At 70.0% G+C, this 26,975-nt stretch carries 32 protein-coding genes; 25 read left to right on the top strand and 7 right to left on the bottom strand.

Features of this window, described 5'->3' with window-relative positions; genetic code table 11:
* Positions 1–2 precede the first annotated feature (2 nt).
* From rpsP to ACFW0G_RS22490, 14 genes are all read left to right on the top strand, one after another.
* A complete protein-coding gene (gene rpsP / locus ACFW0G_RS22555; RefSeq protein WP_378327326.1) occupies positions 3–443 on the top strand; it encodes a 30S ribosomal protein S16 in 441 nt (146 codons plus the stop codon).
* The gene (locus ACFW0G_RS22550; RefSeq protein ID WP_003103110.1) at positions 440–679 is read left to right on the top strand and encodes an RNA-binding protein; all 240 of its coding nucleotides are present in this window, start codon (positions 440–442) and stop codon (positions 677–679) included. The genes rpsP and ACFW0G_RS22550 overlap by 4 nt, the downstream gene beginning before the upstream one ends.
* A 19-nt stretch (positions 680–698) precedes the next feature.
* Positions 699–1,214, top strand: a complete 516-nt coding sequence (gene rimM, locus ACFW0G_RS22545; protein ID WP_378327325.1) for a ribosome maturation factor RimM — start codon at positions 699–701, stop codon at positions 1,212–1,214.
* Positions 1,215–1,294: 80 nt separating this feature from the next.
* The gene (locus tag ACFW0G_RS22540; RefSeq protein ID WP_378327324.1) at positions 1,295–2,005 is read left to right on the top strand and encodes a hypothetical protein; all 711 of its coding nucleotides are present in this window, start codon (positions 1,295–1,297) and stop codon (positions 2,003–2,005) included.
* Between the two features lie 5 nt (positions 2,006–2,010).
* Entirely contained in the window at positions 2,011–2,751 is a 741-nt protein-coding gene (gene trmD / locus ACFW0G_RS22535) for a tRNA (guanosine(37)-N1)-methyltransferase TrmD (RefSeq protein ID WP_378327369.1), read from the top strand.
* 175 nt (positions 2,752–2,926) lie between these two features.
* Positions 2,927–3,295, top strand: coding sequence for a 50S ribosomal protein L19 (rplS, locus tag ACFW0G_RS22530; protein ID WP_378327323.1), 369 nt, complete (start codon positions 2,927–2,929; stop codon positions 3,293–3,295).
* A 31-nt stretch (positions 3,296–3,326) separates the two neighbouring features.
* Positions 3,327–4,277, top strand: coding sequence for a signal peptidase I (lepB, locus tag ACFW0G_RS22525; protein WP_378327322.1), 951 nt, complete (start codon positions 3,327–3,329; stop codon positions 4,275–4,277).
* Between the two features lie 78 nt (positions 4,278–4,355).
* The gene (locus ACFW0G_RS22520) at positions 4,356–5,135 is read left to right on the top strand and encodes a ribonuclease HII (RefSeq protein WP_378327368.1); all 780 of its coding nucleotides are present in this window, start codon (positions 4,356–4,358) and stop codon (positions 5,133–5,135) included.
* Entirely contained in the window at positions 5,132–5,455 is a 324-nt protein-coding gene (locus ACFW0G_RS22515) for a DUF2469 domain-containing protein (RefSeq protein ID WP_003096226.1), read from the top strand. Before ACFW0G_RS22520 ends, ACFW0G_RS22515 begins: the two co-directional genes overlap by 4 nt.
* A gap of 203 nt (positions 5,456–5,658) precedes the next feature.
* Complete coding sequence (locus ACFW0G_RS22510) at positions 5,659–6,054, top strand: YraN family protein (protein ID WP_378327321.1); 396 nt, start codon at positions 5,659–5,661, stop codon at positions 6,052–6,054.
* Positions 6,055–7,569: a YifB family Mg chelatase-like AAA ATPase gene (locus ACFW0G_RS22505; protein ID WP_378327320.1), complete on the top strand. Its 1,515-nt coding sequence runs from the start codon at positions 6,055–6,057 to the stop codon at positions 7,567–7,569.
* Positions 7,570–7,861: 292 nt separating this feature from the next.
* Positions 7,862–9,004, top strand: a complete 1,143-nt coding sequence (dprA, locus tag ACFW0G_RS22500) for a DNA-processing protein DprA (RefSeq protein WP_378327319.1) — start codon at positions 7,862–7,864, stop codon at positions 9,002–9,004.
* A 90-nt stretch (positions 9,005–9,094) separates the two neighbouring features.
* Positions 9,095–10,093, top strand: coding sequence for a tyrosine recombinase XerC (locus ACFW0G_RS22495; protein ID WP_378327318.1), 999 nt, complete (start codon positions 9,095–9,097; stop codon positions 10,091–10,093).
* Between the two features lie 109 nt (positions 10,094–10,202).
* Positions 10,203–11,051, top strand: a complete 849-nt coding sequence (locus tag ACFW0G_RS22490; RefSeq protein ID WP_378327317.1) for a FliA/WhiG family RNA polymerase sigma factor — start codon at positions 10,203–10,205, stop codon at positions 11,049–11,051.
* On the opposite strand, the gene ACFW0G_RS22485 is transcribed toward ACFW0G_RS22490, so the two are convergent.
* Positions 11,008–11,613, bottom strand: a complete 606-nt coding sequence (locus ACFW0G_RS22485) for a murein hydrolase activator EnvC family protein (RefSeq protein ID WP_378327316.1) — start codon at positions 11,611–11,613, stop codon at positions 11,008–11,010. The genes ACFW0G_RS22490 and ACFW0G_RS22485 overlap by 44 nt on opposite strands.
* Positions 11,614–11,984: 371 nt before the next feature.
* Here ACFW0G_RS22485 and rpsB point away from each other — a divergent pair, with 371 nt between their 5' ends.
* The 6 genes from rpsB to ACFW0G_RS22455 all read left to right on the top strand — a co-directional run bounded on the left by rpsB (position 11,985) and on the right by ACFW0G_RS22455 (position 17,571).
* Positions 11,985–12,845 carry a 30S ribosomal protein S2 gene (gene rpsB, locus ACFW0G_RS22480; RefSeq protein ID WP_378327315.1) on the top strand — a complete coding sequence of 287 codons (861 nt, stop codon included), beginning with the start codon at positions 11,985–11,987 and terminating at the stop codon, positions 12,843–12,845.
* 93 nt (positions 12,846–12,938) lie between these two features.
* On the top strand, positions 12,939–13,754 hold the full coding sequence (gene tsf / locus ACFW0G_RS22475) for a translation elongation factor Ts (protein ID WP_378327314.1): 816 nt from the start codon (positions 12,939–12,941) through the stop codon (positions 13,752–13,754).
* 164 nt (positions 13,755–13,918) lie between these two features.
* Positions 13,919–14,662: a UMP kinase gene (gene pyrH / locus ACFW0G_RS22470; RefSeq protein WP_378327367.1), complete on the top strand. Its 744-nt coding sequence runs from the start codon at positions 13,919–13,921 to the stop codon at positions 14,660–14,662.
* A gap of 51 nt (positions 14,663–14,713) precedes the next feature.
* The gene (gene frr / locus ACFW0G_RS22465) at positions 14,714–15,271 is read left to right on the top strand and encodes a ribosome recycling factor (RefSeq protein ID WP_378327313.1); all 558 of its coding nucleotides are present in this window, start codon (positions 14,714–14,716) and stop codon (positions 15,269–15,271) included.
* Complete coding sequence (locus ACFW0G_RS22460; RefSeq protein WP_378327312.1) at positions 15,271–16,176, top strand: phosphatidate cytidylyltransferase; 906 nt, start codon at positions 15,271–15,273, stop codon at positions 16,174–16,176. Before frr ends, ACFW0G_RS22460 begins: the two co-directional genes overlap by 1 nt.
* Before the next feature lie 69 nt (positions 16,177–16,245).
* On the top strand, positions 16,246–17,571 hold the full coding sequence (locus ACFW0G_RS22455; protein ID WP_378327311.1) for an MFS transporter: 1,326 nt from the start codon (positions 16,246–16,248) through the stop codon (positions 17,569–17,571).
* 29 nt (positions 17,572–17,600) lie between these two features.
* On the opposite strand, the gene ACFW0G_RS22450 is transcribed toward ACFW0G_RS22455, so the two are convergent.
* Positions 17,601–18,446 (bottom strand): VOC family protein, encoded by an 846-nt coding sequence (locus ACFW0G_RS22450; protein WP_378327310.1) that lies wholly within the window; start codon positions 18,444–18,446, stop codon positions 17,601–17,603.
* A 117-nt stretch (positions 18,447–18,563) separates the two neighbouring features.
* Between ACFW0G_RS22450 and ACFW0G_RS22445 the strand changes: the two genes are divergently transcribed.
* A complete protein-coding gene (locus tag ACFW0G_RS22445) occupies positions 18,564–19,403 on the top strand; it encodes a class I SAM-dependent methyltransferase (protein ID WP_378327309.1) in 840 nt (279 codons plus the stop codon).
* On the opposite strand, the gene ACFW0G_RS22440 is transcribed toward ACFW0G_RS22445, so the two are convergent.
* Positions 19,343–19,945 (bottom strand): PadR family transcriptional regulator, encoded by a 603-nt coding sequence (locus ACFW0G_RS22440; RefSeq protein WP_378327308.1) that lies wholly within the window; start codon positions 19,943–19,945, stop codon positions 19,343–19,345. The genes ACFW0G_RS22445 and ACFW0G_RS22440 overlap by 61 nt on opposite strands.
* A gap of 118 nt (positions 19,946–20,063) precedes the next feature.
* On the opposite strand from ACFW0G_RS22440, the gene rlmN reads away from it, so the two are divergent.
* The 3 genes from rlmN (at position 20,064) to ACFW0G_RS22425 (ending at position 22,395) form a co-directional block, all read left to right on the top strand.
* Positions 20,064–21,170 carry a 23S rRNA (adenine(2503)-C(2))-methyltransferase RlmN gene (gene rlmN / locus ACFW0G_RS22435; RefSeq protein ID WP_378327307.1) on the top strand — a complete coding sequence of 369 codons (1,107 nt, stop codon included), beginning with the start codon at positions 20,064–20,066 and terminating at the stop codon, positions 21,168–21,170.
* A gap of 29 nt (positions 21,171–21,199) precedes the next feature.
* Positions 21,200–21,475, top strand: a complete 276-nt coding sequence (locus ACFW0G_RS22430; protein WP_378327306.1) for a hypothetical protein — start codon at positions 21,200–21,202, stop codon at positions 21,473–21,475.
* Positions 21,476–22,269: 794 nt separating this feature from the next.
* Positions 22,270–22,395, top strand: coding sequence for a hypothetical protein (locus tag ACFW0G_RS22425; protein ID WP_378327305.1), 126 nt, complete (start codon positions 22,270–22,272; stop codon positions 22,393–22,395).
* A 106-nt stretch (positions 22,396–22,501) separates the two neighbouring features.
* Here ACFW0G_RS22425 and ACFW0G_RS22420 read toward each other — a convergent pair whose 3' ends face one another.
* From ACFW0G_RS22420 to ACFW0G_RS22410, 3 genes are all read right to left on the bottom strand, one after another.
* Positions 22,502–23,599: an MAB_1171c family putative transporter gene (locus tag ACFW0G_RS22420; RefSeq protein WP_378327304.1), complete on the bottom strand. Its 1,098-nt coding sequence runs from the start codon at positions 23,597–23,599 to the stop codon at positions 22,502–22,504.
* Positions 23,596–24,150, bottom strand: coding sequence for a hypothetical protein (locus ACFW0G_RS22415; protein WP_378327303.1), 555 nt, complete (start codon positions 24,148–24,150; stop codon positions 23,596–23,598). The genes ACFW0G_RS22420 and ACFW0G_RS22415 overlap by 4 nt, the downstream gene beginning before the upstream one ends.
* A 131-nt stretch (positions 24,151–24,281) precedes the next feature.
* On the bottom strand, positions 24,282–24,734 hold the full coding sequence (locus ACFW0G_RS22410) for a MarR family winged helix-turn-helix transcriptional regulator (RefSeq protein WP_378327302.1): 453 nt from the start codon (positions 24,732–24,734) through the stop codon (positions 24,282–24,284).
* Between the two features lie 58 nt (positions 24,735–24,792).
* On the opposite strand from ACFW0G_RS22410, the gene ACFW0G_RS22405 reads away from it, so the two are divergent.
* A complete protein-coding gene (locus ACFW0G_RS22405) occupies positions 24,793–25,743 on the top strand; it encodes an amidohydrolase family protein (RefSeq protein WP_378327301.1) in 951 nt (316 codons plus the stop codon).
* Here the strand turns inward: ACFW0G_RS22405 and ACFW0G_RS22400 are convergent.
* Positions 25,740–26,966, bottom strand: a complete 1,227-nt coding sequence (locus ACFW0G_RS22400) for a M50 family metallopeptidase (RefSeq protein WP_378327300.1) — start codon at positions 26,964–26,966, stop codon at positions 25,740–25,742. The genes ACFW0G_RS22405 and ACFW0G_RS22400 overlap by 4 nt on opposite strands.
* Positions 26,967–26,975: the final 9 nt, after the last annotated feature.

Below are 26,975 nucleotides of genomic sequence, written 5' to 3'. Positions count from 1 at the left end.
CCGTGGCCGTCAAGATCAAGCTGCAGCGCCTCGGCAAGATCCGTGCGCCGTACTACCGCATCATCATCGCCGACGCGCGTACCCGCCGGGACGGCAAGGCCATCGAGACGATCGGCAAGTACCACCCGAAGGAAGAGCCCAGCTTCATCGAGGTCGACTCCGAGCGCGCCCAGTACTGGCTGGGTGTCGGCGCGCAGCCGACCGAGCCGGTGCAGCGCATCCTGGAGATCACCGGCGACTGGCAGAAGTTCAAGGGCCTGCCGGGCGCCGAGGGCACCCTGAAGGTCAAGGAGCCGAAGCCGTCCAAGCAGGACCTGTTCAACGCGGCGCTCGCCGCGGCCGGTGAGGAGCCCGCCACCGAGGCCATCACCGCCAAGAAGAAGTCGTCGAAGAAGGCCGACGCCGACAAGGCCGAGGCTGAGGGCGAGAAGAGCGAGGCGTGAGCTTCCTGGCCGACTCCCTCGAGCACCTGGTCCGGGGCATCGTCGACAACCCGGACGAGGTCCGGGTCGAGCTGCTGACCACGCGTCGTGGCCGCACGCTCGAGGTGCACGTGCACCCTGACGACCTGGGCAAGGTGATTGGCCGGGGTGGTCGCACCGCGACCGCTCTGCGCACCGTGATGGGCGGCATCGGTGGCCGGGGCGTCCGCGTGGACGTCGTCGACACCGACCGCTGACCAGCACGGGAAGATCGACATGGACGTCGTGGTCGGCCGCGTCGCCAAGGCGCACGGCATCCGGGGCGAACTCGCCGTGGACGTGCGTACCGACTCGCCGGAGAGGCGTTTCGCGATCGGCGCGGTCGTGACGACGAAGCTGCGTGACGGCAGCAGCAGGGCACTCACCGTGGCAGCCGCCCGCGAACACAGCGGGCGGCTGCTGGTGCGTTTCGAGGAGGTCCTCACCCGCGATGTCGCCGAGACGCTGCGGGGCGCGATGCTGTTCGCCGACACCGACGCGCTGCCGCCGATCGAGGACCCCGACGAGTTCTACGACCACGAGCTGGCCGGTCTCCGCGCCGAGCTGACCGACGGATCGGTGGTCGGGAAGGTCGTCGAGGTGGTGCACTCGCCCGGCGGCGAGCTGCTCGAACTCGACCGCGACGGGGACTCCGTGCTGGTGCCGTTCGTCAAGGCCATCGTGCCGCTGGTCGACGTCGCGGGCGGGCGCGTCGTGCTCGACCCGCCCGAGGGCCTGCTGGACGCCGATTGAGGCATCGTGAACGACAATCGCGGAGCCCGCTCACGAGTACCGATCGGGTGCGGGTGTCCCGCAAGATGGTGAGGGGAACCATGCGAACTGCCGTTATCGGTGCCGTCCTGCTGGCGTTCGCCGCGCTGCTGACCCCGGCAGCGCAGGCCGCGGGTCCGGTCTACGGCGACTTCTCGATGATGTTCCAGCGCAGCGCCGGGCAGTACGCGCCGCCGGGGGAGCAGGCGTTCCAGTGGGCGTGGTCCCCGCAGTCGGCGAACGAGTCGCACATCTCGTGGGGTGACCCGAAGACCTGGCCGCCGTCCTACGCCGAGCACTTCGTCCGCTCCGGCGACTGGGTGCTCCTCGACGGCTGGGGCGGCAACGGGACGTACTACCGCCAGCGCGTCATCAGCGAATCGCGGTGCGACGCCGCGGGCACCAACTGCGTCGCCATCCCTTCCGACGGCGACCGCCAGCACTACGTGCTCTGGAACGTCCCCGCGGCGAACTACCAGCTGCGTGCCGAGGGCACGATCACCGAGGAAAGCTCGGGCAAGACCTTCCAGTTCACGCACACCCAGACCTGGGGCGCTCCCGCGCCGTGCTCGTCGGCCCGGTCCGGCACGCGGACCTGCGTGACGCAGAGCGAGGCGTGGTCGGACAACAACGGCCTGCCCGCGGGTTCCCCGGTCCGCGAGACGCTCCGCCGCGACATCAAGATCGCGCAGGGACTCGGCATGGCCTTCCAGATCGACCAGCAGGTCCCGTCGCCGTGGCACGCCGAGGCGACGCAGTACTGGAACTGGTGACCCGCGTGCGCATCGACGTCGTCACGATCTTCCCCGAGTACCTCGACCCGCTGCGGGCCGCGCTGCTCGGCAGGGCGATCGACCGCGGGCTCATCGAGATCGGCGTCCACGACCTGCGGAACTGGACGCACGACGTGCACCGTGCCGTCGACGACGCGCCGTACGGCGGCGGTCCCGGCATGGTGATGAAACCGCAGATCTGGGGCCCCGCGCTGGACGAGGTCTGCGGCGAAAAGAGCAGGCTCGTCGTGCCGACCCCGGCCGGCAGGCCGTTCACCCAGGAACTCGCGCACGCGTACGCGGCCGAGGAGCACCTGGTGTTCGCGTGCGGCCGCTACGAGGGCATCGACCAGCGGGTCGTCGACGACGCCGCGCGCCGCATGCCGGTGGACGAGGTGTCCATCGGCGACTACGTGCTCGTCGGCGGCGAGGCCGCGGTGCTGGTCATGGTCGAGGCCGTCGTCCGCCTGCTGCCGGGGGTCCTCGGCAACGCGCGCTCGGCCGCCGAGGACTCGTTCTCCGACGGTCTGCTGGAAGGCCCCAGCTACACCCGGCCGGAGGTGTGGCGCGACCTCGCCGTCCCGGAGGTCCTGCGCTCGGGAAACCACGCGCTGATCGACCGCTGGCGGCGCGACCAGGCACTGGAGCGGACCGCCCGGCGTCGCCCCGATCTGCTCGCGGCGCTGCCGGAAGACAGCCTGGACCAGCACGATCGTGCTGTGCTCGACGGGCTGGCGGGGGACTAGGTCGCCCCCTGGCGAGTGCGAGCCGACGGCTCTGTCATACTTGACCGGTTGGTGTGAGTGGACCCCGTCGTCCACGAGCCCGCCGACAGCTCCCGGGAACGGCCGCAGTCGTACTACCGCGCGCGCCCGGGACCCGTGAACACCAGCCATACGAATCGACGAGGACGGACCACCGATGAACACCCTGGACGCGCTGGACGCGCAGTCACTGCGTTCCGACATCCCGGCTTTCCGCCCGGGCGACACGCTGAAGGTCCACGTCCGCGTCATCGAGGGCAACCGCGAGCGGAACCAGATCTTCCAGGGCGTCGTCATCCGCCGCCAGGGCGCGGGCATCCGCGAGACCTTCACCGTCCGCAAGGTCTCCTTCGGCGTCGGCGTCGAGCGCACCTTCCCGGTGCACTCGCCGAACCTCGCCAAGGTCGAGGTCTTCAAGCGCGGTGACGTCCGCCGGGCCAAGCTGTACTACCTGCGCGACCTGCGCGGCAAGGCCGCGAAGATCAAGGAGCGCCGCGAGAGCCGCGAGACCACCTCGGCTTCCTGAGCCTCAGCTCGGTTACCGGTAGCCTGGCTCCGTGGTCGAACCCGTGTCCCAGAACGCGCCCGAGGATGAGCCCGAACGCCCGGAACAGGAGCGTCCGTGGCGTTCCCGCTCCGAGGAGCGCCACGGGGCACATCGGCGGGCGAAGCCCCGTTCGAAGAAGAAGCGGTCGTTCTGGAAGGAACTGCCGATCCTGCTCGTGATCGCCCTGGTGCTCACGATCCTGATCCAGACGTTCCTCGCGAAGGTGTTCATGATCCCCTCGGGATCGATGGAGGCCACGCTGCACGGGTGCACCGGCTGCACCGGCGACCGCATCCTGGTCGACAGGGTGACCTACGACTTCACCGATCCCTCCCCGGGTGACGTGGTGGTCTTCAAGGGCCCGCCCGCCTGGACGCAGAACGAGATCCCGCCGCAGGAGCCGAGCAACTTCGTGGTGCGCGCGCTGCGCGGGCTCGGCTCGCTGGTCGGGTTCGCCCCGCCGGACGAACGCGACTTCGTCAAGCGGGTGATCGCGACCGGCGGCCAGACCGTGCAGTGCTGCGACACGCAGAACCGCGTCATCGTGGACGGCAAGGCGCTCGACGAGCCCTACATCCACTGGGACGACCCGAGCCAGCAGACCCAGTCGTCGTTCCCGCCGGTGAAGGTGCCGGACGGCAGCCTGTGGGTGATGGGCGACAACCGGAACAACTCCAACGACTCGCGGTTCCAGGGTGGCGGCGGGCCGGCGGGGGCGGTTCCGGTGGCCGACGTCATCGGCAAGGCGCGGATCATCGTGCTCCCGCCGAACCGCTGGGGCGGCATCACCGACCACAACCCGCAGGAGAACGCGCAGGCGGTCGCACTGGGCGCCCCGGCGTGGCAGAGCGGTCTCCCGCTCGGCGTCGGCGTCGCGGCCGCGTGGCCCACGCTGTTCGTGGGCAGGAAGCTGACCGCGGGCGTCCGCAAGGCGGCCGCCGGACGGAAACGCCGGACCTGACTTCCCGGACGGGGTAATCCAGCCTTGACAGTTCCCGTTCCCCGCGCCGCGGCCGAGCCGCTGCGGCCACCCCGCGCCGTGGTGCGCGGCGAGCTCTTCTGGGGCCTCCAGGGCGCCCTCGAACGCCGGGGCCTCGGCCCGGTCGCCGGAGTCGACGAGGCGGGGGCGGGTGCATGCGCGGGCCCGCTCGTCGTCGCGTCCTGTGTCCTGAAACCGGGCGACGCGGCCCGTCTTCCCGAGCTGACCGACTCGAAGATGCTCACCGCCAAGGCGCGGGACCGGGTCTACGACCGGGTGCTGGCCAGGGCACTGGACTACCGGGTCGTCGTCGTCCCGTCCACCGAGGTCGACCTGTACGGGATCCGGGTGATGAACCTCGAGGCGATGCGGCGCGCGGTGGTGGGCTTGCGCGAGAACCCGGGGTATGTGCTGATCGACGGCTTTCCCGTGCCGGGTATGCCCGCGCCGAGCGTGGCGGTGATCAAGGGCGACCGGTCCGTGGCCAGCATCGCCGCGGCGTCCGTGCTGGCGAAGGTGACCAGGGACCGCATCATGGCGGGCCTGCACGAGGACCTGCCGCACTACGGCTTCGACGTGCACAAGGGCTACAGCACGGCCGACCACATCGCCGCGCTGACCGAGCACGGGCCGAGTGCGGCACACCGCTGGTCCTACACGAATGTCGCCACCGCGGCCGCCGCGCACGGCCTCACCCCGCCGCACCGGGTGGTGCTCACCTACGCCGCGCTGGAAAACCCGAGCGTGCCGGTCCGTGCCCTGGCCCGCCAGGTGGGTAACAATGAACGCTCCGCCGCACGCGCGGCAGGACGATCGCGAGGAGGGGCGCGGGTTTCATGAGCGCTGAGGATCTCGAGAAGTACGAGACCGAGATGGAGCTCTCGCTGTACCGCGAGTACCGCGACATCGTCGGTCAGTTCTCGTACGTGGTGGAGACCGAGCGGCGGTTCTACCTGGCCAACGCGGTGGATGTGCAGGTCAGGGACGGCGGCGGCGAAGTGTACTTCGAGGTCCGGATGTCGGACGCCTGGGTGTGGGACATGTACCGCCCGGCCCGGTTCGTCAAGCACGTCCGGGTCATCACCTTCAAGGACGTCAACGTCGAGGAGCTCGACAAACCCGACCTCCGGCTGCCCGAGGACGGCCCCTTCTCGGGCTGAGCCCCCTAGCACCTCCCACCGACAGTTTCGCCGTCACGGGCACCGTGACGGGCCTGTTCATCCACAGCACCCCGGTTGTCCACAGGGCGGACGATCGAGCCTGGTGCTCGCCCCGATCACCCTGGCACCGTTGATCACACACGCACCGTGACGGTCCGGCCACCCGCCGGTCGTCCGGGATCACGGAAAGCCGAGGGGGCACGATGACGGGTTTGGCACGCCATCCCGGGTACGAAGCCGGGGCGCACTGGCGCCGCGACTTCGGCCGATGGGGCGAACAGCTGGCAGCGGACTATCTGCAACGCGCCGGGCTGGTCCTGCTCAGCCGGAACTGGAGCTGTCGCGAGGGCGAGCTAGACCTCGTTCTCACCGACCGGTCCAGAGTCGTGTTCTGCGAGGTCAAGACCCGATCGAGCACCGAGTACGGCCTGCCGTCGGAGACCGTGACCCCGGAGAAGACCGAGCGGGTCCGGCGGGCCGCCGCGCAGTGGCTGCGCACCTTCCACCTCGGCTGGTGCCGGACGCGCTACGACGTCGTCACCGTGCTCGCGAGTCCCGGGGAGCGCCCGAGCGTCCGGCATCTCAAGGCGGCGTTCTAGATGCCGATCGCGAAGGCCTGGTCGGTCGCGGTGCTCGGGATCGACGGCAAGATGATCGAGATCGAGGCGGATCTCGGCGGCGGGCTGAGCCGCGTGACCCTGGTCGGGCTGCCCGACGCCGGGCTGCGCGAGGCCAAGGACCGGGTGCGGTCCGCGGTCCGGAACTCCGGTCAGCCGTGGCCGGACGGGAAGGTGACGCTCGGGCTCTCGCCGGCGAATCTGCCCAAGGTCGGCTCCGGGTACGACCTCGGGATCGCGGCCGCGGTACTGGCCGCACTGGGCGCGGTTCCGGCGACACGTCTGCTCGGCACGGTACTGCTCGGCGAACTGGCCCTCGACGGCCGGATCCGCCCGGTGCGCGGTGTCCTGCCCGGGCTGCTGGCCGCTCGCGCGGCGGGGTTCGCCCGAGCCGTCGTCCCGGTGGAATCGCTGTTCGAGGCGGCGCTCGTCGACGGGGTCGAGGTCGCGGGCGCGTCCCGGCTGGCCGATCTGGTGGCCTGGCTGAAGGGCGAGGCCGAGCTCCAGCCGCCCGCTCCGCCCGAACCCGTGGCCGCGCCGTCCTCCGTCCCGGATCTGGCCGATGTCGTCGGGCAGCCCGAGGCCCGGTGGGCGCTGGAAGTCGCCGCCGCCGGCGGGCATCATCTGCTGCTCACCGGGCCGCCCGGGGTCGGCAAGACCCTGCTCGCGAAGCGGCTGCCCGGTCTGCTGCCCCGGTTGTCACCGGAGGAGTCCCTCCAGGTGACGGCCGTGCACTCGGTCGACGGCTCGCTGTCCCGGACGGCGCCGCTGGTCACCGTGCCGCCGTTCGTGGCACCGCATCATTCGATCACCGTCGCCGCGCTCATCGGCGGCGGCAGCGGGCTGGCCTCACCCGGCGCGATCAGCCGCGCGCACCGCGGGGTGCTCTTCCTCGACGAAGTGTGCGAGTTCGGTGGTCAACGCCTGGAGTCCCTGCGCACGGTGCTGGAAGAGGGGGAGGTGCGCATCGCGCGGGTCAAGGGCGCGGTCTCCTACCCCGCGCGGTTCCAGCTGATTCTGGCGACGAATCCGTGTCCTTGCGCACCGCCGAAGGAGACCGACTGCACCTGCTCCGCCACCGCGCGGCGGCGTTATCTCGGCAGGCTCTCCGGCCCGCTGCTGGACCGGGTCGACCTCCGGGTGCGGCTCCGTCCACTGACGGCCATCAGCGCTCACGAGGTCGAGAGCCCGGAGGGCTCGGAGGCGGTGCGGAAGCGGGTCCTCTCCGCCAGGGAACGGGCGGAGAGGCGGTGGCGGGAACACGGCTGGCGGGTGAACTCCGAGGTACCGGGCCCGGCCTTGCGCCGGGAGTTCGGTCTTCCCCGCGGCACCACCGCCGTCCTCGATCGCGCGCTCGACAGGGGCGTCATCACCGCACGCGGTGCCGACAGGTGCTTGCGGATCGCTTGGACTCTCGCCGATCTGGACGGCGTGGCCCGGCCCGGCGGCGATCACGTGGCCGCGGCACTCGGCTTCCGGGAACGGAGCGCGGCATGAGGAAGTTCCGCCGGTTTTCCCGTGGTTCGGCACGGCGCAGGCGAGCCGGGATGGCCTTCAGGCTCGAAGCGTGCTGCCGGCCCGAGCCAGGGTACGACGCCCGCGACCGGCCCCATACCGGGACGCGTGCCCCCGAACGTCACCACGAACGGCCTCCGGCACCCGGCCCGGAAGCACGTGCCCGGGTGGTGGCCGAGCCAGGCGGACTGTCCCTTGAGGACAGAGCACGTCTGACATTCGCATTGCGGGAGAAGCCGTTCCACGCGTCGGCGGCCGGAAACCGGGAGGCGACATGAGTGCGGTCGAGCCCGAGCGGGCAGCCAGGGCGTACCTGCTCCGGGTAGCCGAACCCCCGGCGCCCGGCCTGGTCGAGTTCGTCGGCGCGCACGGACCGGTGGTGGCGGCCGAGCGTGTCCGCCGTGGCGACTGCCCGCCGAAGATCCGGGAGGAGACCAGCGCCCGGCGCGAGCACGACCTCGTCGAACGCGATCTGGCGTGGGCGGCCGGAACCGGCGCCCGGCTGGTCATTCCCGAGGACGAGGAATGGCCCGCGTGGCCGTTGCACTCCTTGTCGGTCGCGGCGGGGCGTGGGGTCCAAGGCAGTTCCCCGCCACTCGCGTTGTGGGTACGCGGGGATCTGTCCCTCGCTGACGTCGCCGGCGGAGCCGTCGCCATCGTGGGGGCGCGTGCGGCCACGTCGTACGGCGAGCACTGGGCGACGGAACTCGCCTACGGCTTGGCGACCCGGGGCATGGCGGTGTTCTCGGGCGCTGCGTATGGCGTCGACGGTGCCGCCCACCGTGGGGCGCTGACAGCGGGCGGGCCGACCGTGGCGGTGCTGGGCTGTGCCCTCGACGCCGGATACCCGGCCGGGCACGTGAGCCTGCTGAACCGGATCACCGCCAACGGCGGCGCCGTCGTCAGCGAGTACCCGCCGGGTACCCCGCCTGCGCGACATCGCTTCCTGGTCAGGAACAGGCTTATCGCGGCCCTGACCGAGGGCACGGTGGTGATCGAGGCAGGGCGGCGCAGCGGTGCCCGGAACACGGCGGGGACGGCCGGAGCACTCGGGAAGGTCGTGATGGCGCTGCCCGGGCCGGTCAGCTCGGCGATGTCGGTGGGCTGCCACACCTTGATCCGCGAGTCGTACGCGACCCTGATCGCTTCGGTCGACGACATCGTCGAAACGGTCGGCCGGTTAGGGAGTGCCGAGGCCGAACCGGAGCGCCCGCGGCGGGCCACCGACGGGCTCGCCCCGGACGCGTTGCGGGTGTACGACGCGCTCACGCCCCGTGCGGGCCGGTCGGCGGAGCAGGTCGCGGCCGACTCCGGTGTCCCCGTGGGCAAGGTGCGGGCGCTGCTGCCCGCACTGGAGATCGACGGTTTCGCGGCGCGTGGGGAAGTGGGGTGGCGGCGATGCCCGCGACGTTCTTAGAGAGCGGCTTCGCGCTCCTGAAACAGAACCTGGGGCGATCGGGTGTGGCGATGCTTGACCAGCTGCGGCTGATCGCGCAGCGTGATCACCATGCCGTCCGCGAATCCCGCCGGGAACCGCCGCCGTGCCCGCCGGCCGGATCTGCGCGCGCTGCGTGCCGCGCTGCCCGAGCCGGTCCAGGAGGTCGTCACCGCCTACGAGCGGCATCTGAGCCTCGAGCGGGGCCTCTCCGCGCACACGGTGCGCGCGTACGTCGGCGATGCGGTGTCCCTGCTGGGTTTCGTCACCGGTGCGGGCGACGAGAAGGCGCCGGATCGGGAACTCGCGGCGTTGGACATCGGTGCGCTGCGGGGGTGGCTGGCCCGGCAGCACACCGAGGGAGCGAGCCGGACGACGCTGGCCCGTCGTGCGGCCTCCGCACGGACGTTCACGGCGTGGGCGCACCGGCGTGGCGATCTGGGTGCCGATCCCGGCGGACGGCTCGCGGCCCCGCGCGCGCATCGCACCCTGCCCGGAGTTCTCCGTGCCGAGCAGGCGGGCGAGGTGATGCGGGCGTCGGAGGCGGGCGCCGCCGAACGGGATCCGGTGGCGTTGCGGGATCGCGCGGTGCTGGAGCTGCTCTACGCCACCGGGATCCGGGTTTCCGAGCTGTGCGGTCTCGACGTCGCCTCGGCCGACTTCTCCCGTCGTGTCGTGACGGTGCTGGGCAAGGGCGGGAAGGAGCGCGTGGTGCCGTTCGGGGTACCCGCGGCCGAAGCCGTCCGCGCCTGGCTGGACGAGGGGCGGCCCGAGCTCGTCGCCACGGCGGGGGAGGAGGCGCTCTTCCTGGGCGTGCGGGGCAAGCGGCTGGACCCTCGGACCGCCCGGCGGGTGGTGCACGACGCCGTCGGGTCGGTACCGGGAGCCCTCGATATGGGCCCCCACGGCCTGCGGCATTCGGCGGCCACCCATCTGCTGGAAGGCGGCGCCGATCTCAGGAGCGTTCAGGAACTGCTCGGTCACGCTACGCTTGCTACGACGCAGCTCTACACTCATGTGACCGTCGACCGGTTGAAGGCGATCCATGATCGAGCACATCCGCGGGCCTGAGAAGGCCGGCGGGGGTTCGGTCGGACCGTCGGCGCCGGAACCGGCGGCGCACGCGCATCCGCACGAGCACGGAGACCATACTGAGCCGCATGTCGAGAACGACGGTGCAATGACCGCGGGATCTCATGTCACCGAAGCCGCCGGGGTGACCGCTCACGGCGCCGGGGACGTCGTCGCAGACGGCCGTCCCGGCTATGACGTGGACGCGGGCATCCAGGCTCTGTGGCGGCAGTTCGCCGACACCCCGGACCAGGCGTCGCGGGACAGGCTGGTGCTGCACTACGCGCCGCTGGTCAAGTACGTCGCGGGCCGGGTCGGCACCGGGCTGCCCACCCACGTCGACGTCGGTGATCTGGTCCAGTCGGGCATCTTCGGGCTCGTCGACGCGATCGAGAAGTTCGATCCCGACCGGGGCCTGCGGTTCGAGACGTATGCGATGCAACGGATCCGCGGTGCGATCCTGGACGATCTGCGATCCCAGGACTGGGTGCCCCGCGCGGTGCGCAGCAAGGCGAAGGAAGCCGAGCGGGCCCTCGAACGGCTCGGCGCGCGGTTGCACCGCACCCCGACCGACGCCGAGCTCGCCACGGAACTCGGCATCACCGTCGACGATCTGCGTGATTTCTACGGCCAGCTCCAGCTCACCAGCGTCGTCGCGCTCGAAGACCTCGTCGCGGCGGGCAAGGACAGCGGTTCGCTCGTCGACTCGCTGCCCGACGACGACGCGGTCGACCCGGTGGCGGTCCTCGTGGACCAGGACAACCGGCGGCAGCTCGCGCAGGCGATCGCGCAGCTGACCGAGCGGGACAAGATCGTCGTGAGCCTCTACTACTTCGAGAGCCTGACGCTCGCGGAGATCGGCAAGGTGCTGGGGGTGACCGAGTCGCGGGTCAGCCAGCTGCACACCCGGGCCGTCATGCGCCTGCGGGCCAAACTCGTCGAACAGTCGAATCCCTAGCGTCCTCGGGGGAAAGAGCGTCTTCCCGCGAAAAGTACGGCTTCAGCCGGATTTCGCCCTGTTCACCGGTGAGAGCGAGCGGGTCCAGATACTCGTGGCCCCGGCGGACGCCCCAGTGCAGGCACGCGGCCACTGTGCAACCGGGATGCCCGGCGACGACGGTGCCCAGCGGCTGGCCGCGATAGACCTGCTCACCCGCCGACACCGATGGGGTGACGGGTTCGTAGGTGGTGCGGAGGCCGCCGTCGTGGTCGACGGAGACGACACCTCGCCCGGCGAGCACACCGGCGAAGACGACGACGCCCTCGGCAGCGGTGAGTACTTGCTGGCCGGGTGCGGCGGCGAGATCGACACCGCGGTGGCCCGGGCCGAACGGGGTGCCGGGCGCGTCGAAGTATCTGGTCACCTTCGGGACCGGGGACAGCGGCCAGGACAGCCGTGGCCCGGCTTTCGACGCGGCGGTGGCAGGGGGCGCGACGAGCCCGGCGAACCCGAGGAACAGGGCCACGAGCAGGGCGAACATCGGCCGCAGCCGGATGCGGGGGCAGGTGGATGCGGTCATGGCTCCCAGGGTGTCGGGTACGTGGCGGGCAGGGAGGCGGCGCCGGAAATCTGTGGACAACCGGACCCGTTGTGGACAACCGGGCCGGATCGGGCCGCCGGTGGGGATAGGGCTGGTGGCAGGGGGTAGAATCAATTCAGCGGTTCGCGTGAGCGGACTGACTTCGCGTGCACGTGCGCGTCCACCGGCAGTCTCTTCAGCCGGATGAATGAGGACGCACGGCGCCCGGCGGTCCCTGGGGTTTTCACCACGGGGTCCGGGTTCCGGCACTGCACCAGGGCGAGCGGCCACCCGGCCGATCGCGACAAAACCGAGCAGCGTGCCGGCACGACCACCGGCGCGCACGACACAGAAGAGGTGTGATTCCGGCAATGGCCGTCGTCACCATGAAGCAGCTGCTCGACAGCGGCGTGCACTTCGGGCACCAGACCCGTCGGTGGAACCCGAAGATGAAGCGCTACATCTTCACCGAGCGCAACGGCATCTACATCATCGACCTGCAGCAGACGCTGAGCTACATCGACCGTGCCTTCGAGTTCATCAAGGAGACCGTCGCGCACGGCGGCACGATCATGTTCGTCGGCACGAAGAAGCAGGCGCAGGAGGCCATCGCCAACGAGGCCACCCGCGTCGGCATGCCGTACGTGAACCAGCGCTGGCTCGGCGGCATGCTGACCAACTTCCAGACCGTGCACAAGCGTCTCCTGCGCCTCAAGGAGCTCGAGGCCCAGGAGCAGACCGGTGGCTTCGCCGGTCTCACCAAGCGCGAGATCCTGACGCTGACCCGCGAGAAGGAAAAGCTGGAGAAGACCCTCGGCGGTATCCGTGACATGGCCAAGGTGCCGAGCGCGGTGTGGATCGTCGACACCAAGAAGGAGCACATCGCCGTCGGCGAGGCTCGCAAGCTCAACATCCCGGTCGTCGCGATCCTCGACACCAACTGCGACCCGGACGAGGTCGACTACCCGATCCCGGGCAACGACGACGCGATCCGGTCCGCCGCGCTGCTGACCAAGGTCGTCGCCGAGGCCGCCGCCGCCGGTCTGATGGCCCGTTCCAGCCGCAACGGCGCTTCGGCCGACGCGAAGCCGGAGCCGGGTGTCGCCTCGGACGAGCCGCTGGCCGAGTGGGAGAAGGAGCTGCTCGCCGGCGCCGAGAACACCGAGGCCGCCGCCGCGGACACGACCGAGGCCGCCAAGGCCGAGGCCGAGCAGGCCACCGCCTCCTCCTGACGCTCCGTGCCCGTGCGGCCGGCCGCCCCGGCCGCACGGGTTTCGACCCCCGCACAAGATTTCACGTACCTGAAAAAGGACGGATTACGCACGATGGCGAACTACACCGCCGCTGACGTGAAGCGCCTGCGCGAGATGACCGGCGCCGGCATGATGGACTGCAAGAAGGCGCTCGAGGAGAACGAGGGCGACTTCGACAAGGCTGTCGAGTTCCTGCGCATCAAGGGTGCCAAGGACGTCGGCAAGCGCGCCGAGCGCGCCACCGCCGAGGGCCTCGTCACCGGTGACGGTGGCGTGCTGATCGAGCTGGACTCCGAGACCGACTTCGTCGCCAAGAACGACGACTTCCAGCAGCTGGCCGCCCGGATCGTCGAGGTCGCCAAGGGCCTCAAGACCAGCGACGTCGAGGCGCTGAAGGCGGCCGACCTGGACGGCAAGCCGGTCAACGAGGTCGTGCAGGAGCTGTCGGCCCGCATCGGCGAGAAGCTGGAGCTGCGCAGGGTCGTGGCCTTCGAGGGCAAGACCGCGACCTACCTGCACCGCCGCGGCTCGGACCTGCCCCCCGCCGTGGGCGTGCTGGTCGAGTTCACCGGTGACGACGTCGACGCCGCCCGCGGCGCCGCCATGCAGGTCGCCGCGCTGCGCGCGAAGTACCTGACCCGCGAGGAGGTGCCGGCCGAGATCATCGAGAACGAGCGCCGCATCGCCGACCAGACCGCCCGCGAGGAAGGCAAGCCGGAGCAGGCGCTGCCGAAGATCGTCGAGGGCAAGGTCAACGCCTACTACAAGGACAACGTCCTGCTCGAGCAGCCGTCGGTCAAGGACAACAAGAAGACCGTGAAGGCCTTGCTGGACGAGGCGGGCGTGACCCTGACCCGGTTCGCCCGGTTCGAGGTCGGCCAGGCCTGATCGAAGCCGTACGGCTAGGGTTGACGCCGCCTCCGCGGGAGAGAGTACGTCTGCGGAGTTCGACACCACTGTGCCCCGTCTCCGCTCATCGGGGACGGGGCACAGGTGGGTCTGGCGGGATTCGCGAAGCGGGTCCATGAGCACACAACAGGAGGCGCGTGAGAATGGGTGACCGGGTCGAGGGCGGCTATCGGCGGGTGCTGCTGAAGCTGGGCGGCGAGATGTTCGGTGGTGGTTCCATCGGCGTCGACCCGGATGTGGTGCACTCGGTCGCCCGGCAGATCGCCGCGGTCGCGCGGACCGGGGTCCAGATCGCCGTGGTCATCGGCGGCGGCAACTACTTCCGCGGCGCCGAGCTGTCCCAGCGTGGCATGGACCGCGATCGCGCCGACTACATGGCGATGCTCGGCACCGTGATGAACTGCTTGGCGCTGCAGGACTTCCTCGAGAAGGAGGGCCTGCCCACCCGCGTGCAGACCGCGATCACCATGGGCCAGGTCGCCGAGCCCTACATCCCGCGCCGTGCCGAGCGGCACCTGGAGAAGGGCCGCGTCGTCATCTTCGGCGCCGGGGTCGGCATGCCCTACTTCTCCACCGACACGGCGGCCGCCCAGCGCGCGCTCGAGCTCGGCTGCGAGGCGGTCCTGATGGCCAAGGCCGTCGACGGGGTCTACACCGCCGACCCGAAGAGCGACCCGAGTGCCAAGATGTTCCACGAGATCAGCCACCGCGAGGTGCTCGAGCGGGATCTCAAGGTCGCCGACGCCACCGCGTTCAGCCTCTGCATGGACAACAACATGCCGATCATCGTGTTCAACCTGCTCACCGAGGGGAACATCGCCCGTGCGGTCAGTGGTGAGAGGATCGGCACCCTGGTCAGTACCCCCGCTGACGGGGTATCGGCCTAGACCTGCTGGGATCTATCGCAGCGCCCACCATCACAACCACCGGGAGTAGCCGTGATCGACGAGACCCTCCTCGACGCCGAGGAGAAGATGGAAAAAGCGGTGTCCGTCGCGAAGGAGGACCTGACGTCGGTACGCACCGGCCGGGCCACCCCGTCGATGTTCTCGCGCATCGTCGTCGAGTACTACGGTGCGCCGACCCCGCTGAACCAGCTCGCCAGCGTGAACGTCCCCGAGGCCCGGATGGCGCTGATCAAGCCTTACGACACGACCCAGCTGGCCGCGATCGAGAAGGCGATCCGCGAGTCCGACCTCGGTGTCAACCCGAGCAACGACGGCAACGTGATCCGCATCGTCATCCCGCAGCTCACCGAGGAGCGGCGCAAGGAGATGGTGAAGGTCGCCAAGGGCAAGGGTGAGGACGCCCGCGTCTCCATCCGCAGCATCCGTCGTAAGGCGAAGGAAGAGCTGGACCGTATCAAGAAGGACGGCGAGGCGGGTGAGGACGAGGTCGTGCACGCGGAGAAGGAGCTGCAGAACCTCACCGACACCTACGTGCACCAGGTCGACGACCTGGTGAAACACAAGGAAGCCGAGCTGCTCGAGGTCTGATGGCACAGGTGAGCGAGGAGCGCGAGGACCGGGTGGACACCCCGGAACCCGAGCCGGATCCGGTGGAGCAGCCGGAACCGCCGAAGAAGGTTTCCAAAGCAGGCCGCAATCTCCCCGCGGCCATCGCCGTCGGCGTGGTGCTGGGCGCGGCGATCATCGTTTCCTTGCTCACCGTCCGTCATCTGTTCATCGGCATCGTGGCCATCGCGATCGGCGTCGGCACCGTCGAGCTCGCCGGGGCACTGCGCCGGGCCGCGGACATCCGGGTCGCGCTCGTCCCGGTGCTCGTCGGCGGGCAGGCGATGATCTGGCTCGCCTGGCCGTTCGGCCGCGAGGGCATGATCACCGCGTTCGTGCTGACGGTGCTGGCGTGTCTGTTGTGGCGGCTGCCCGGCGGCGCGCAGGGCTACCTGCGGGACATCGGTGCCTCGGTGTTCGCCGCCGCGTACCTCCCGCTGTTCGGCGCGTTCGCGGCGATGCTCGTCGACCCCGGCGACGGCGTCGGCCGGGTACTCACCTTCATGATCTGCGTCGTCGCCTCCGACACCGGCGGCTACATCGCCGGTGTCCTCGGCGGGAAACACCCGATGGCACCGTCCATCAGCCCGAAGAAGACCTGGGAGGGCTTCGCCGGGTCGATGGTCGCGGGCCTGGTCGCCGGCGCGCTGTCGCTCAGCCTGCTGCTGAACGGCCACGCCTGGCAGGGCATGCTGTTCGGCGTGGCGGTCGTGCTGACCGCGACGCTCGGCGACCTCGTCGAGTCGCTCATCAAGCGTGACCTCGGGATCAAGGACATGGGCACGATGCTGCCCGGCCACGGCGGGCTGATGGACCGCCTGGACTCCTTGCTGCCCTCGGCGGTCGTTTCCTGGCTGCTGCTTTCGGCGTTCGTCCCCACTCCCTGAGCCCGTTCCGCGGGCAGGGAAGGGGATTTTTCGGCGACCGCCGAACCGTTCCGGCGGTTCACTGAAGGCATGATCACCGAGACCACACCGCAGGCACCGGCCCGGCTCGCGCTCACCGCGGTCTGCCTCGGCTTCTTCATGATCACGCTGGACGCGACGATCGTGAACCTCGCGCTCCCGGCGATCAGCGCCGACTACGCCGAACCGTCCACGGCCGCGCTGCAATGGGTCGTCGACGCCTACACGGTGACGCTCGCGGCGTTCCTGCTCACCTGGGGCGCGGCGGGGGACCGCTGGGGTGCGCGGCGGGTGTTCGAGGCGGGCGTCGCCGTGTTCGTCCTCGCCTCGATCGCTTGTGCCGCAGCGGGTTCACTGCCCTGGCTGATCGCCGCCCGCGCGGTGCAGGGTGCCGGGGCCGCGGCGTTGCTGCCCTCGTCGCTGGCGCTCATCGCGCATCAGTTTCCCGACGCCGGCGCGCGGGCACGAGCACTGGGCGTATGGGGCGGGATGAGCGGGATCGGGCTCGCCGCGGGGCCGCTGCTGGGCGGGCTCGCGGTGGGGCTGGCCGACTGGCGGCTGGTGTTCGCGGTCAACGTCCCGGTCGGGTTGCTCGCGATCGTGCTGACGCGCCGCGCGGTGACCGAGACGCCGTTGCGGGCGCGCACACGCATCGACGGTATGGGCCAGGTTTTCGGCACGGCCGCGCTGGCGTGCCTCGTGGCCGGGTTCATCGAGTCGGGCCATGCCGGGTGGCTTGCCGCCCCGACGCTCGTGCTGCTGGGGGCCGGGGTGGTATGCGGTGCGCTTTTCGTTATCGTGGAACGGATCGTGCCCGCGCCGGTGCTTCCGCCGGGTGCGCTGCGCGTACGGAACTTCGCGGTCGCGACCGCGATCGGCGGTCTGTTCAACTTCGGCATGTACGGCGCATTGTTCTGCCTCGCGCTGTTCCTGCAACGGGTGTGGACACTGGGCGCGCTGCCCGCGGGGCTGGCGCTGGTGCCGCTGACCGCAGTGGTCGGGATCAACGCGTTCTTCTCCGGCAGGCTCACCAGCCGGTTCGGCGCGCGCCTCCCGATCGTCGCCGGTGCGCTGGCCGGGCTCGCCGGTTCGATCGGGTTCGCGCTGCTGCCCGCCGGCCGGTCGGTGCTCGTGCTGATCGTCTTCTCGGCGATCTACGGCTGCTGCTCGCTGGCGATGCCCGCGATGACGTCGGTGGCGATGAACGCGTTGCCGGACAAGGCAGGACTCGCCGCCGGGGTACTCAACGCGTCACGGCAGACCGGCGGTGCTGTCGGTGTCGCGCTCGTCGGAGGCCTGCTTCCCGGCACGGCCATGTGGCTGGTCGCGGCCGGGTACGTCGTGATCGCGTTGCTCGCTCTCGGCGTCCGGCGATAGCAAAGGTCCCTTGCTCCCGCCGCGCGGGATCAGTCGTCGTAGGGGTCGTCGACCTCGGCGCTGCCCCAGGTCTCGGCCGCGCGCGAGTGGTCGATTACCGCGAACACCGAACCGTCCGGGTCGGCGAGGATCGCCACTCGGCCGAACGGGGTGTCGTAGGGCTCGATGACGACGGCGCCGCCGAGGGCGAGTGCGTCGGCGGCCGCGGCGTCACTGCCGCGGACCGGGTCGACGTCGAAGTAGACGAGCCAGTGCGGGGGAGTGTCGCGGCGGTATTCCGGGCCCATGACGTAGCGGTAGAGCACGGGCTCGTGCTCTACCATCCATTCCGCGTAGTCCATCGACTCGCCGTCGCCGATCTGATGGCTCGAGTACGTGAACAGCTTGCAGTAGAAGTGATCGGCGGACGCGCCGTCGTGGGTGTTGAGGTCGGCGCCGCTGAAGGTGTTGGGGCGTCCGGTCGCGAACTGCCAGTCCGGCGGAACCTCCCACAGCACCAGCGGTGCGCCGCAGGCGTCGATCACGTGCAGGATCGCGCCGCGATGGGGAATCGGGAGCGGCCCGAGCGTCACCCGGCCGCCGAGGTGGACGACCCACTCCGCGGCGCTCGCGGTGTGCGGCACCGCCAGATGCGGGACCCAGCCTTGCGGGCTCTGGGCGCTCGCGCGGTACAGACCGCTGGCCTGGATCCCGCCGGAGGTCGCGATGGAGTAGCGCCGGTCCGGCGTCGCCGGGTCCCGTTTGGTCGTGTACTGCCAGCCGAAGAGCCCGCTGTAGAACCGTTGCGCCGCGGCCTCGTCCTGGCAGCCGAGCTCGATCCAGCAGGGAAGCCCGGTGGCGACCGGGGATGGTGGGCTGGGCGGACCTGACGGCATACTGGGTCTCCCTCCGGGCTTCGGTGGAGTCTAGAGGGGTCGCATAAGTTTTTCGCCAAGTTTCGATGCCGGAAGATCGAGGATCCTCCTGCCGACTACCGGAAAGGGAGATCCGAAGTGCGGTGGTTGCCCCGGTCCGTGGCGCAGGCCCGGCGGTCCGAGGTCGTGCCGAGCCCGAACATCTGGTACTACCAGCGGGCTTACGAGGTGGAGAACCGTGCGCAGGACATCGACGGCGAGATCTGGCGGGTGCTGCGCGAGGAGTACGACTGGGCCGGCCGTGACGTGCTCGACGTGGGCTGCGGCGACGGTTTCCATTTGCCGTACTTCGCCCGCGACGCTCGTTCCGTGCTCGGTGTCGAGCCCCACGAACCGCTCGCCCGCGACGCCGCCGAACGGGTGCGGGACCTGGCGAACGCCGAGGTCCGGCAGGGCCGGGCGCAACGGCTTCCCGTCGGCGACGCCTGCGTGGACGTGGTGCACGCGCGCACCGCGTACTTCTTCGGGCCGGGCTGCGAGCCGGGGCTCCGCGAAGCCGAACGCGTGCTGCGGCCGGGTGGCGCGATCCTGATCGTGGACCTCGACGTCACCAGCGATCCGTACGGGAGCTGGATGCGTGAGGATCTGCCGGCCTACGACCCGCCCGCCGTCGAGCGGTTCTTCGACCGGGCGGGGTTCCGGTGCCGCCGGGTGGCGACGCGCTGGCGGTTCGAAGACGCCGCCGCGATGGAGTCAGTGCTGAAGATCGAGTTCAGCGCGAAGGTCGCGGCGCGGGCGATCGCCGAGGTGCATCGCCGCAACGCCAGGGAATTCCACGCCGGGAGCGCGGAAATGACGCTGCCGGTGGGCTATCGCGTCCATGTGCGCGTCAAGCCCACCGGCCTCGCCCTGCCCGGTCACTCGGCCGCCGCCGGGGACTCGGGTGCGTCCTCTTCGACCTCACCCAAAATGGCGTAGATCGAGCGACGCGCTTCGTTCAGCACGTCCGCCGCGCGGGCCTGCTGGCTCTCGGAACCGGCGCGCATCACCTGGACGACCGCGGCGGCCAGTCCGGCGCCCGCCTTGCGGAGCCCGACCTCGTTCGGGTCGACGTCGTGGGCGATGTGCTCCCACGGCGGCGTGGAGTCCTGCCGCTCGGCGGCGGCGCGGCCCTCGTCGGTCAGCTCGAAGAGCTTCTTGCCGTGCTCGTCCTTGCTGAGGACGAGTCCTTCGTCGGCCAGCATCTGCAGCGTCGGATAGACCGAGCCGGGGCTCGGCTTCCAGAAGCCGCCGCTGCGTTCGCCGATTTCCCGGATGATCTCGTAGCCGTGCCGGGGCTGCTCCGCGAGCAGCGCCAGGATCGCGGCCCGGACGTCGCCGCGCCTGCTGCGCCGTCCGCCTCCCCGCCGTCCACGCGAGCCGTGCCCGCGCCCCGGGGGGAAGTCGCCGAAGCCGCCACGGGCCCACGGCCCGAAGTCCGCCCGGCCACGTTCGCGAGGGAATCGTTGGTGTCGTCTCATGATCTGAGTCCTTTCTCGAAGTATTCCGACACGTTCACGATATATCGGAACCTGTCGTTTGGCAACATCGATGGTGTGACGTGGCCCGCAACGCCCGGCATGGGACACTGGACGTGCTATGACTGCCCTCCCCCTCGTCTTCGACGCGCCCAAGCGCGGCCTCCCGCCGCGTCACCTCGCCGACCTCTCGGCCGCCGAACGCGCCGAGGCCGTGGCCGCGCTCGGTGAGAAGCCGTTCCGCGCCAAGCAGCTCTCCAACCACTACTTCGCCCGCCTCACCGTCGACCCCGAGGCGATGACCGACATCCCGGCCGCGGCCCGGCAACGGCTCGTCGGCGAGCTCATGCCGCCGCTGCTGACCGAGGTCCGCGCGCTCACCACGGACGAGGGCACCACGCGCAAGACCCTGTGGCGCGCGCACGACGGCACGCTGCTGGAGAGCGTCCTGATGCGCTACCCGGACCGCGCGACGCTGTGCATCTCGAGCCAGGCCGGCTGTGGCATGGCCTGCCCCTTCTGCGCGACCGGCCAGGGCGGTCTCGATCGCAACCTGTCGACGGCGGAGATCGTCGACCAGGTCCGCTCCGCGGCAGCGGTCATGCGCGACGGCCTCATGCCCGGCGGCCCCGGCCGCCTGTCGAACATCGTCTTCATGGGCATGGGCGAGCCCCTCGCCAACTACAAGCGGGTGGTGGCCGCGGTGCGCCGGATCACGGACCCCGCGCCGTCGGGTTTGGGGATCTCGCAGCGTTCGGTGACGGTGTCGACGGTGGGCCTTGCTCCGGCGATCCGGAAGCTGGCGGACGAGAAGATGCAGGTGCGGCTGGCGGTTTCGTTGCACACTCCGGATGACGAGCTGCGGGACACGCTGGTGCCGGTGAACAACCGGTGGTCGGTGGACGAGGTTCTTTCGGCCGCGCGGTACTACGCGGACACGTCGGGTCGGCGGGTGTCGATCGAGTACGCGTTGATCCGGGACATCAACGATCAGCCTTGGCGCGCCGAGCTTCTGGCGAAGCGGCTGCGGAAGCACCTCGGCCAGCTGGTCCACGTCAACGTCATTCCGTTGAACCCGACGCCGGGCAGCAAGTGGGACGCGTCGCCGAAGCCGGTGGAGCGCGAGTTCGTGCGGCTGGTCAACGCCGGGGGAGTGGCGTGCACGGTGCGGGACACCCGTGGCCAGGAGATCGCGGCCGCCTGCGGCCAGTTGGCAGCCGAAGGCTGAGTTATGCGTTTCGCTGTGGAGAGTTCGTCGTGATGTATGCCCCCAGCCTGCTGGACCCGGCTGCGGAGGAGCTCCGGCTCGCGGACGTGTGCGGTCGCGGAGCTACAGAAGTCGTTCGCGAAGCGCGGACGCTGCTGGGTGACCGGTTTAGCTCAGTGACGTTCGTGTACGTGTTGATGCGTGCCTTCGAGGTGGAGTACGCGGCGGCGTGCGACGCGGCGCGGTGGCATGAGTTCCACGGTGGGCCGCGAGCGTTGTCGGACGCTGATCTGGAGAAGGTGCTCGGTCCGTGGCTTGAGCGTTGACCACAGACCCCCGTCCGGCTGGAGACTGCCACGGCGTGCCATCCGCTCGCAGTCGAACGCTGAGCGAGGTTCGTACATCGCCGATGCCTCTGCGATACGGTGGATATCGTCAAAATCAGGCATCGACGAACGGAGTACCTTGTCGTGCGCTCCATCCCGCCTGAATTCGTCGTCCCCTATAGCGCCTTCGCGTTTCCGGAAAGTGCTGTTTCGCCGCATGGTGAGTTGAGGTTTACGGTAGACGATCTCGCGCATGCGCTGTTCACGACCGGTCGAGCGCCGGGTGACCGCTTGGCTCGTGGCGCTGCGTCGGTGTACGAGTGGCTGCACCGAACTTCGCTCATTCCGGCCGACATTCGGCGGGACGCGGCAACGTTCGGATCTGTTCGGCCGGGCTCCGAATGGCTGGGTTGTCGCGGAAGCAAAGGGGCGGTCCGGTGCGGCGTCTCACGGCCTGAGGCAAAAACTTGAGCAGCAGAAACGGTCGGTGGCGCTCATTGCCGGTGAGGGTCCTTGGCCGGCGTTGGGTTGTGTCGCTTCATTTCCTCGTCGTGCGGGATCGATGAGACTGGATGCCTTCGACCCGGAGGTGGACGGCGACGAGCCGGTTGAATTTTCCGTGACCCGCGATCGCGTCGTTCTGGCTTATTGCCTTCCGTTCTTGAGGGCTGTGGAACTTGGTGGACGAGAAGTCGATGGTGCGTTCAGCTCGGCCAGGTTCGGTTGCCGCGCTCGCTTGCTGACCGTCTCAGGGGTGCGGAGCAGGGAGAGAGATCAGTGGGCTGGGTGAGGACGTGCGCACCTTGCTGCTGGATGACGGCATCAACCGCGAGCCTGGCGTGTTCTCGGACGGCACAGTCGTCGAGGCGGATTGGCAGGACGCCTTGCGGCTCACGGACTGGGGTTCGTTCGAAGGCTGAATCCGCGCCGGACGGCTCAGGGCCGGCGTAGCTGCGACAGGCCCGACTTTGGAATCCCTGTGCGTAGCCATCGTTCGTTGGATGAAAGGACTCTGACACCTCCCGCTCAGGCGGGAACGGCCTTCAGCGACTCGGAGAGTGTGACCAGTTCGCGGACGTCGTCGTCCAGGCCGTCGCCGTCGGGCAAGGCGACGGGCATTCCCTCCTGCGGCACCGCTTCGCGGCGGGCGTGGGCGCGCAGCGCTTCGGTGAGCCTGTTGGCCAGTGAGCCGTCGTCGCCGAGAGGGGCGAGGTACGGGCTGATCCGGACCAGCCCGTCCCGGCATTCGATGACCCGCCGGTAGTACCGGCGATGCACGCCGCGAAGGCTCAGCGCGTCCCGCCACGGGGCGACTCGCACCCGGCTCAGCGCGTCCTCCGGGAACGCCTCGTGCAGTCGTGTCCACAGTGGACCAAGGCGATGGTACATCCGCAGGTGCTGCCACCACACCCTGGCCGCGGCCACCCGGGTGGCGACACCGGGGTAGGACAGCCCGACGACGAGCAGGATCGCGCTCGGGAACACCAGGAAGACCGTGGCCTGCACCAGCAGCCAGGGGATCGTCGCACCCGCCCAGTGCACGAGCACCACCGCGATCAGCGTCGCCCCGCCCAGCGCGCCGATGGCGAAACCCACGGACGCCACCAGCAGGCCGCGGGCCAGCCGGGGCGAAGCGCCCCGCGCGTAACGTCGTGCGAAGAAGCACGCGCTCGCGATGCCGTAGGTGAGGTACAGATCGGCGGCGAGGTAGAAGACCGAGACGCCGGCGAGAGGGTATTGCCCCGGCGGGACGTCGGGCATGAGCAGCGTGACGGCCGCCATCACCAGGATCGCGGCGCCCAGCGGGATCGCCTCCAGCCAGGCTCGCCGCTTCGCCTGGGCGGCCGGACGCGCCGAGAACAGGAAAAAACAGGCCAGGGTGTAGACCAGTCCGCAGAGCAGGATGTGCTGGAACAGCAGCGGCACGATCGGCCCGGGATCCGGCTGGTTCACGTTGCCCGCCATGAGCCCGAACGGGTAGGAGGCAGCGAAGCAGGCCAGGCAGGCGGTGACCATCCAGCGCGCTACGTCCTTCGGCGCCCGGGTGAGCTGGTAGATCTTCCACAGCAGGGCGGGGTAGAGAATCACCCCTTGGATCACGGTCAGCGTGATGTGGGCGTTCACAGCCAGCCCAGCCTTTCGCCCAGAGCGGTCTCCATCCGCTGCGCGGTGGTCTCGTCCGAGGACTTCGGCGCGACGCGGTCCAGCACGGACGCCCACTCGAGGATGATCGTGGCGACCGTCTCGGCCTCCCGCTCGTGGTCGGTGTCGTAGGAGGTGCGCCGCAGGGCACGCCGGACCGACTCCGGTTCCAGGTCCGGGTAGCGTTCGCGCAGGTCACCGGGCGGGGCGACGTCCGGGGTCAGCTCGGCGACCAGGCTGTCGTCCTCCGCGGTGGTGCTGTGCCCGGCCAGCATGTGGCCCAGTTCGTGCAGGATGATGTGGCACTGGTGGGCCTTGCTCGTGTCCTGCTGGTACACGATGTAGTCGGCCTTGCCGGTGGCGATCCAGGCGCCGAACGGTCCCGGTACCGGGATCCGGTGCGCGATCAGGCGGATCGGGCGGCCTCGCTGGTCGCCGACCTTGCGGCACAGTTCGAGGACGTCGAGCGGTGGCTGGATATCCAGTTCGTTCAGCAGCTTCCTGCAGCGGCGCCGCAACTCGCGTTCCTTCACCGGTCACCCCGCTTTCGTCTCCGACCGTGGCGATCTGCCCACTGTCCGATCGCCGTCGACCTGCGTTCGGTCGTTCGACGTATCGCCGCGCCCGGTCCGTTCGTCACGGTAGACGACGGTGAGCGGGACCTTCAGGGGCGGTTCGACTGAATGACATCGGCCAGCCGGTGCAGTTGCGCGGTGAGTTCGCGCCGTTCCGCCGCGGTGAACTGGCTCAGCGCGCGGCCTTGCCGTTCACGCAGGCTGTCGCGCATCGCGCCGAGGCGGCGGGCGCCGTTCTCGGTGAGGCTGATCAGCACCTGACGTTCGTCGTCGGGGGAGCGGCGCCGGGCGACCACGCCCTTGGTTTCGAGCTGTTTGAGCATGCGGGTGGCGGTCGACACGCTGACTTCGGCGGCGGAGGCGAGCCTGCCGACCGGCAGGCCCAGCTCGTCCGGTGCTTCGGTCAGCGGGTCGAGCAGGGCCAGCTGGGCCAGGGACAGCCCGTCGCCGGCTTGGCCGACGGTCGAGGCCCTGGATCGCCGCATCGCGTAGAACAGCCGGTCGGCGGCCTGCGCCAGTTCCTCGATGCCCGTGGTTCGCATGAGTGTTAGCCTAGCATGTGCAATATTTGGCAAGCTAACTTTTGGGTAGGCAATGATCATGTCGTCGCGCATCGACGTCCATCAGCACATCGTTCCCCCGGCCTGGGCACGCGTTCTGGACTCGCGCGGCCTGACGTCCGGCGGCTGGGCCATTCCGCCTTGGCACGCGGGCGAAGCGATCGCGATGATGGACCGGCAGCACATCGCCACCGGTGTCCTCTCGGTCACCGCGCCGGGCGTCCACCTCGATCGAGAGCACGACCGCGGGGCACGGGACCTGGCAAGGGCCGTCAACGAATACGGCGCCGAAATGGTGAAGGACCGCCCCGGCCGGTTCGGCTCCTTTGCCTCCGTGCCGCTGCCAGATGTCGACGGCGCTCTCGAAGAGGCCGCCTACGCGCTGGACGTCCTGGGTGCCGACGGCGTGGTGCTGATGTCCAACGCCCACGGGCGTTATCTCGGCGACCCGGACTTCGAACCGTTGTGGGCGGAATTCGACCGGCGCGCGGCCGTCGTGTTCGTCCACCCCGCGCAGTCTCCGATGGATCTGTTGCCCGGAACTCCGGCACCGTTGGTCGACTACGCCTTCGACACGACGCGCACCGCGGTGAACCTGGTGCTGGCCGGCGTGCCGCGCAGGTACCCGGACGTCAAGGTGATCCCGTCCCACGGCGGGGGATTCCTGCCTTACGCGGCATACCGGTTCTCTGGCCTGACCGCCACGGTCGTCGATCCGGATCGCGACGCCGACGACATTCTCCGTGATCTCAAGCGGTTCTACTTCGACACCGCGCTGTCGGCGAGCCCCAGCGCGCTGCCCGCGCTGCTCGCCTTCGCCGAACCCGGGCACGTCCTCTACGGCAGTGACTGGCCCTTCGCTCCGGAGGAAGCGGGCGGCTACTACAACCACTTCCTGGAGACCTACGCCGATTTCGCCGATGGCCAGGCCGCAGCGATCGACCGCGGCAGCGCGGAAGTGTTGTTCCCACGCCTCGCGGAGCGGTGCTAGGAGAGCCGGACGGGGTTCACGATGTCGGCTGTCACGGTCAGCAGCAGCACCGCGCCGCCGAGCAGCACGAGCACGACGGTGACCGCGGAGAGTTTCCCGTAGTCCACCGGTCCTCCCGCGGCCCGGCCGCGCAGTTTCCGCACCCGATCGCGGAGGTGTTCGTACCAGACCACCGCGATGTGCCCGCCGTCCATCGGCAGCAGCGGCAGCAGGTTGAACATGCCCATGAAGAAGTTGAGGCTGGCCAGCAGCAACAGAAACACCGGCCACAGGCCCTGCTCGACAGCCTCGCCGCCGAGCCTGCTCGCACCGACGACGCTGACCGGGGTGTTCGGATCGCGCTCGCCGCCGAAGATCGCGGTGAACACGGCGGGCAGCCGCTGCGGGAACTCGACGATCCGCTGCCAGGTCTGCGCGAACATCTCGCCGGTGAACGAGAGCGCGCCGCCGACGCCGGCGCCTGCGCCGTAGTGGAGCATCTTCGGGAAGGTCACGCCGATCGAGCCGGTCTTGACGATCTCCGGCGGCGCGTTCTTCGGCGCCTTCGCCGCGACGACCGGGCGCTCGACGCGGGGGACGTCCACGACGAGCGGCAGCAGCCTGCCGTCGCGCTCGACCTCGATGGCCGTCGGGCCCGCCGACCGCTGGAGTGCGGCGATGACCTCGGGGTAGGTCGTGGTGGTGGCCCCGCCGACCGACCGGACGACGTCTCCCTCGCGCAGCCCGGCCGCCCTGGCCGGGGCCGCGTCACCGGGCCTGCAGACCGGGTTGCTCACCGCCTCGGCGGTGGTGGCGTCTCGCACGCAGGGGGCCACGGCCGTGATCTCCGGTTTCCCGGTGAGGTTGGGCAGGCCCATGGTGACGGCCATCAGGTACAGCACCACGAAACCCAGGATGAAGTGCGTGATCGACCCGGCCGACATCACCACCGTGCGCTTCCAGGTCTTGAACCGCCACATCGCCCTCGGCGACTCCTCCGGCGTCACCTCATCCAACGCCGTCATCCCCGCGATGTCACAAAACCCACCCAGCGGAATCCACTTCAGCCCATACTCCGTCCCACCTCGCCGGAACGAAAACACCGTCGGCCCATACCCCACGAAAAACCGGCGCACCCGCATCCCGAACACCCGCGCCGACACCATATGCCCCGCCTCATGCAACGCCACCGAGACACAAACCCCGAGTGCGAACAGCACCACCCCGGAAAGGTAAGCGAACACTCCCCGATT

The sequence above is a fragment of the Amycolatopsis sp. NPDC058986 genome (assembly GCF_042741125.1).
GTDB lineage: Bacteria > Actinomycetota > Actinomycetes > Mycobacteriales > Pseudonocardiaceae > Amycolatopsis.
This window is presented reverse-complemented; position numbering and strand designations above follow the sequence as displayed.

Excerpts from the sequence above, each read along its gene's own strand:
- ACFW0G_RS22450 (WP_378327310.1), bottom strand. The coding sequence starts at position 18,446 with ATGCCGTCAGGTCCGCCCAGCCCACCATCCCCGGTCGCCACCGGGCTT.
- ACFW0G_RS22495 (WP_378327318.1), top strand. The coding sequence starts at position 9,095 with ATGCCGTCCGCGAATCCCGCCGGGAACCGCCGCCGTGCCCGCCGGCCG.
- ACFW0G_RS22440 (WP_378327308.1), bottom strand. The coding sequence starts at position 19,945 with ATGAGACGACACCAACGATTCCCTCGCGAACGTGGCCGGGCGGACTTC.
- ACFW0G_RS22490 (WP_378327317.1), top strand. The coding sequence starts at position 10,203 with ATGACCGCGGGATCTCATGTCACCGAAGCCGCCGGGGTGACCGCTCAC.
- ACFW0G_RS22485 (WP_378327316.1), bottom strand. The coding sequence starts at position 11,613 with ATGACCGCATCCACCTGCCCCCGCATCCGGCTGCGGCCGATGTTCGCC.
- ACFW0G_RS22405 (WP_378327301.1), top strand. The coding sequence starts at position 24,793 with ATGTCGTCGCGCATCGACGTCCATCAGCACATCGTTCCCCCGGCCTGG.
- ACFW0G_RS22505 (WP_378327320.1), top strand. The coding sequence starts at position 6,055 with ATGCCGATCGCGAAGGCCTGGTCGGTCGCGGTGCTCGGGATCGACGGC.
- rplS (WP_378327323.1), top strand. The coding sequence starts at position 2,927 with ATGAACACCCTGGACGCGCTGGACGCGCAGTCACTGCGTTCCGACATC.
- ACFW0G_RS22540 (WP_378327324.1), top strand. The coding sequence starts at position 1,295 with ATGCGAACTGCCGTTATCGGTGCCGTCCTGCTGGCGTTCGCCGCGCTG.
- pyrH (WP_378327367.1), top strand. The coding sequence starts at position 13,919 with ATGGGTGACCGGGTCGAGGGCGGCTATCGGCGGGTGCTGCTGAAGCTG.
- ACFW0G_RS22455 (WP_378327311.1), top strand. The coding sequence starts at position 16,246 with ATGATCACCGAGACCACACCGCAGGCACCGGCCCGGCTCGCGCTCACC.
- dprA (WP_378327319.1), top strand. The coding sequence starts at position 7,862 with ATGAGTGCGGTCGAGCCCGAGCGGGCAGCCAGGGCGTACCTGCTCCGG.
- ACFW0G_RS22460 (WP_378327312.1), top strand. The coding sequence starts at position 15,271 with ATGGCACAGGTGAGCGAGGAGCGCGAGGACCGGGTGGACACCCCGGAA.
- ACFW0G_RS22510 (WP_378327321.1), top strand. The coding sequence starts at position 5,659 with ATGACGGGTTTGGCACGCCATCCCGGGTACGAAGCCGGGGCGCACTGG.
- ACFW0G_RS22410 (WP_378327302.1), bottom strand. The coding sequence starts at position 24,734 with ATGCGAACCACGGGCATCGAGGAACTGGCGCAGGCCGCCGACCGGCTG.
- ACFW0G_RS22515 (WP_003096226.1), top strand. The coding sequence starts at position 5,132 with ATGAGCGCTGAGGATCTCGAGAAGTACGAGACCGAGATGGAGCTCTCG.
- rimM (WP_378327325.1), top strand. The coding sequence starts at position 699 with ATGGACGTCGTGGTCGGCCGCGTCGCCAAGGCGCACGGCATCCGGGGC.
- rpsB (WP_378327315.1), top strand. The coding sequence starts at position 11,985 with ATGGCCGTCGTCACCATGAAGCAGCTGCTCGACAGCGGCGTGCACTTC.
- rlmN (WP_378327307.1), top strand. The coding sequence starts at position 20,064 with ATGACTGCCCTCCCCCTCGTCTTCGACGCGCCCAAGCGCGGCCTCCCG.
- tsf (WP_378327314.1), top strand. The coding sequence starts at position 12,939 with ATGGCGAACTACACCGCCGCTGACGTGAAGCGCCTGCGCGAGATGACC.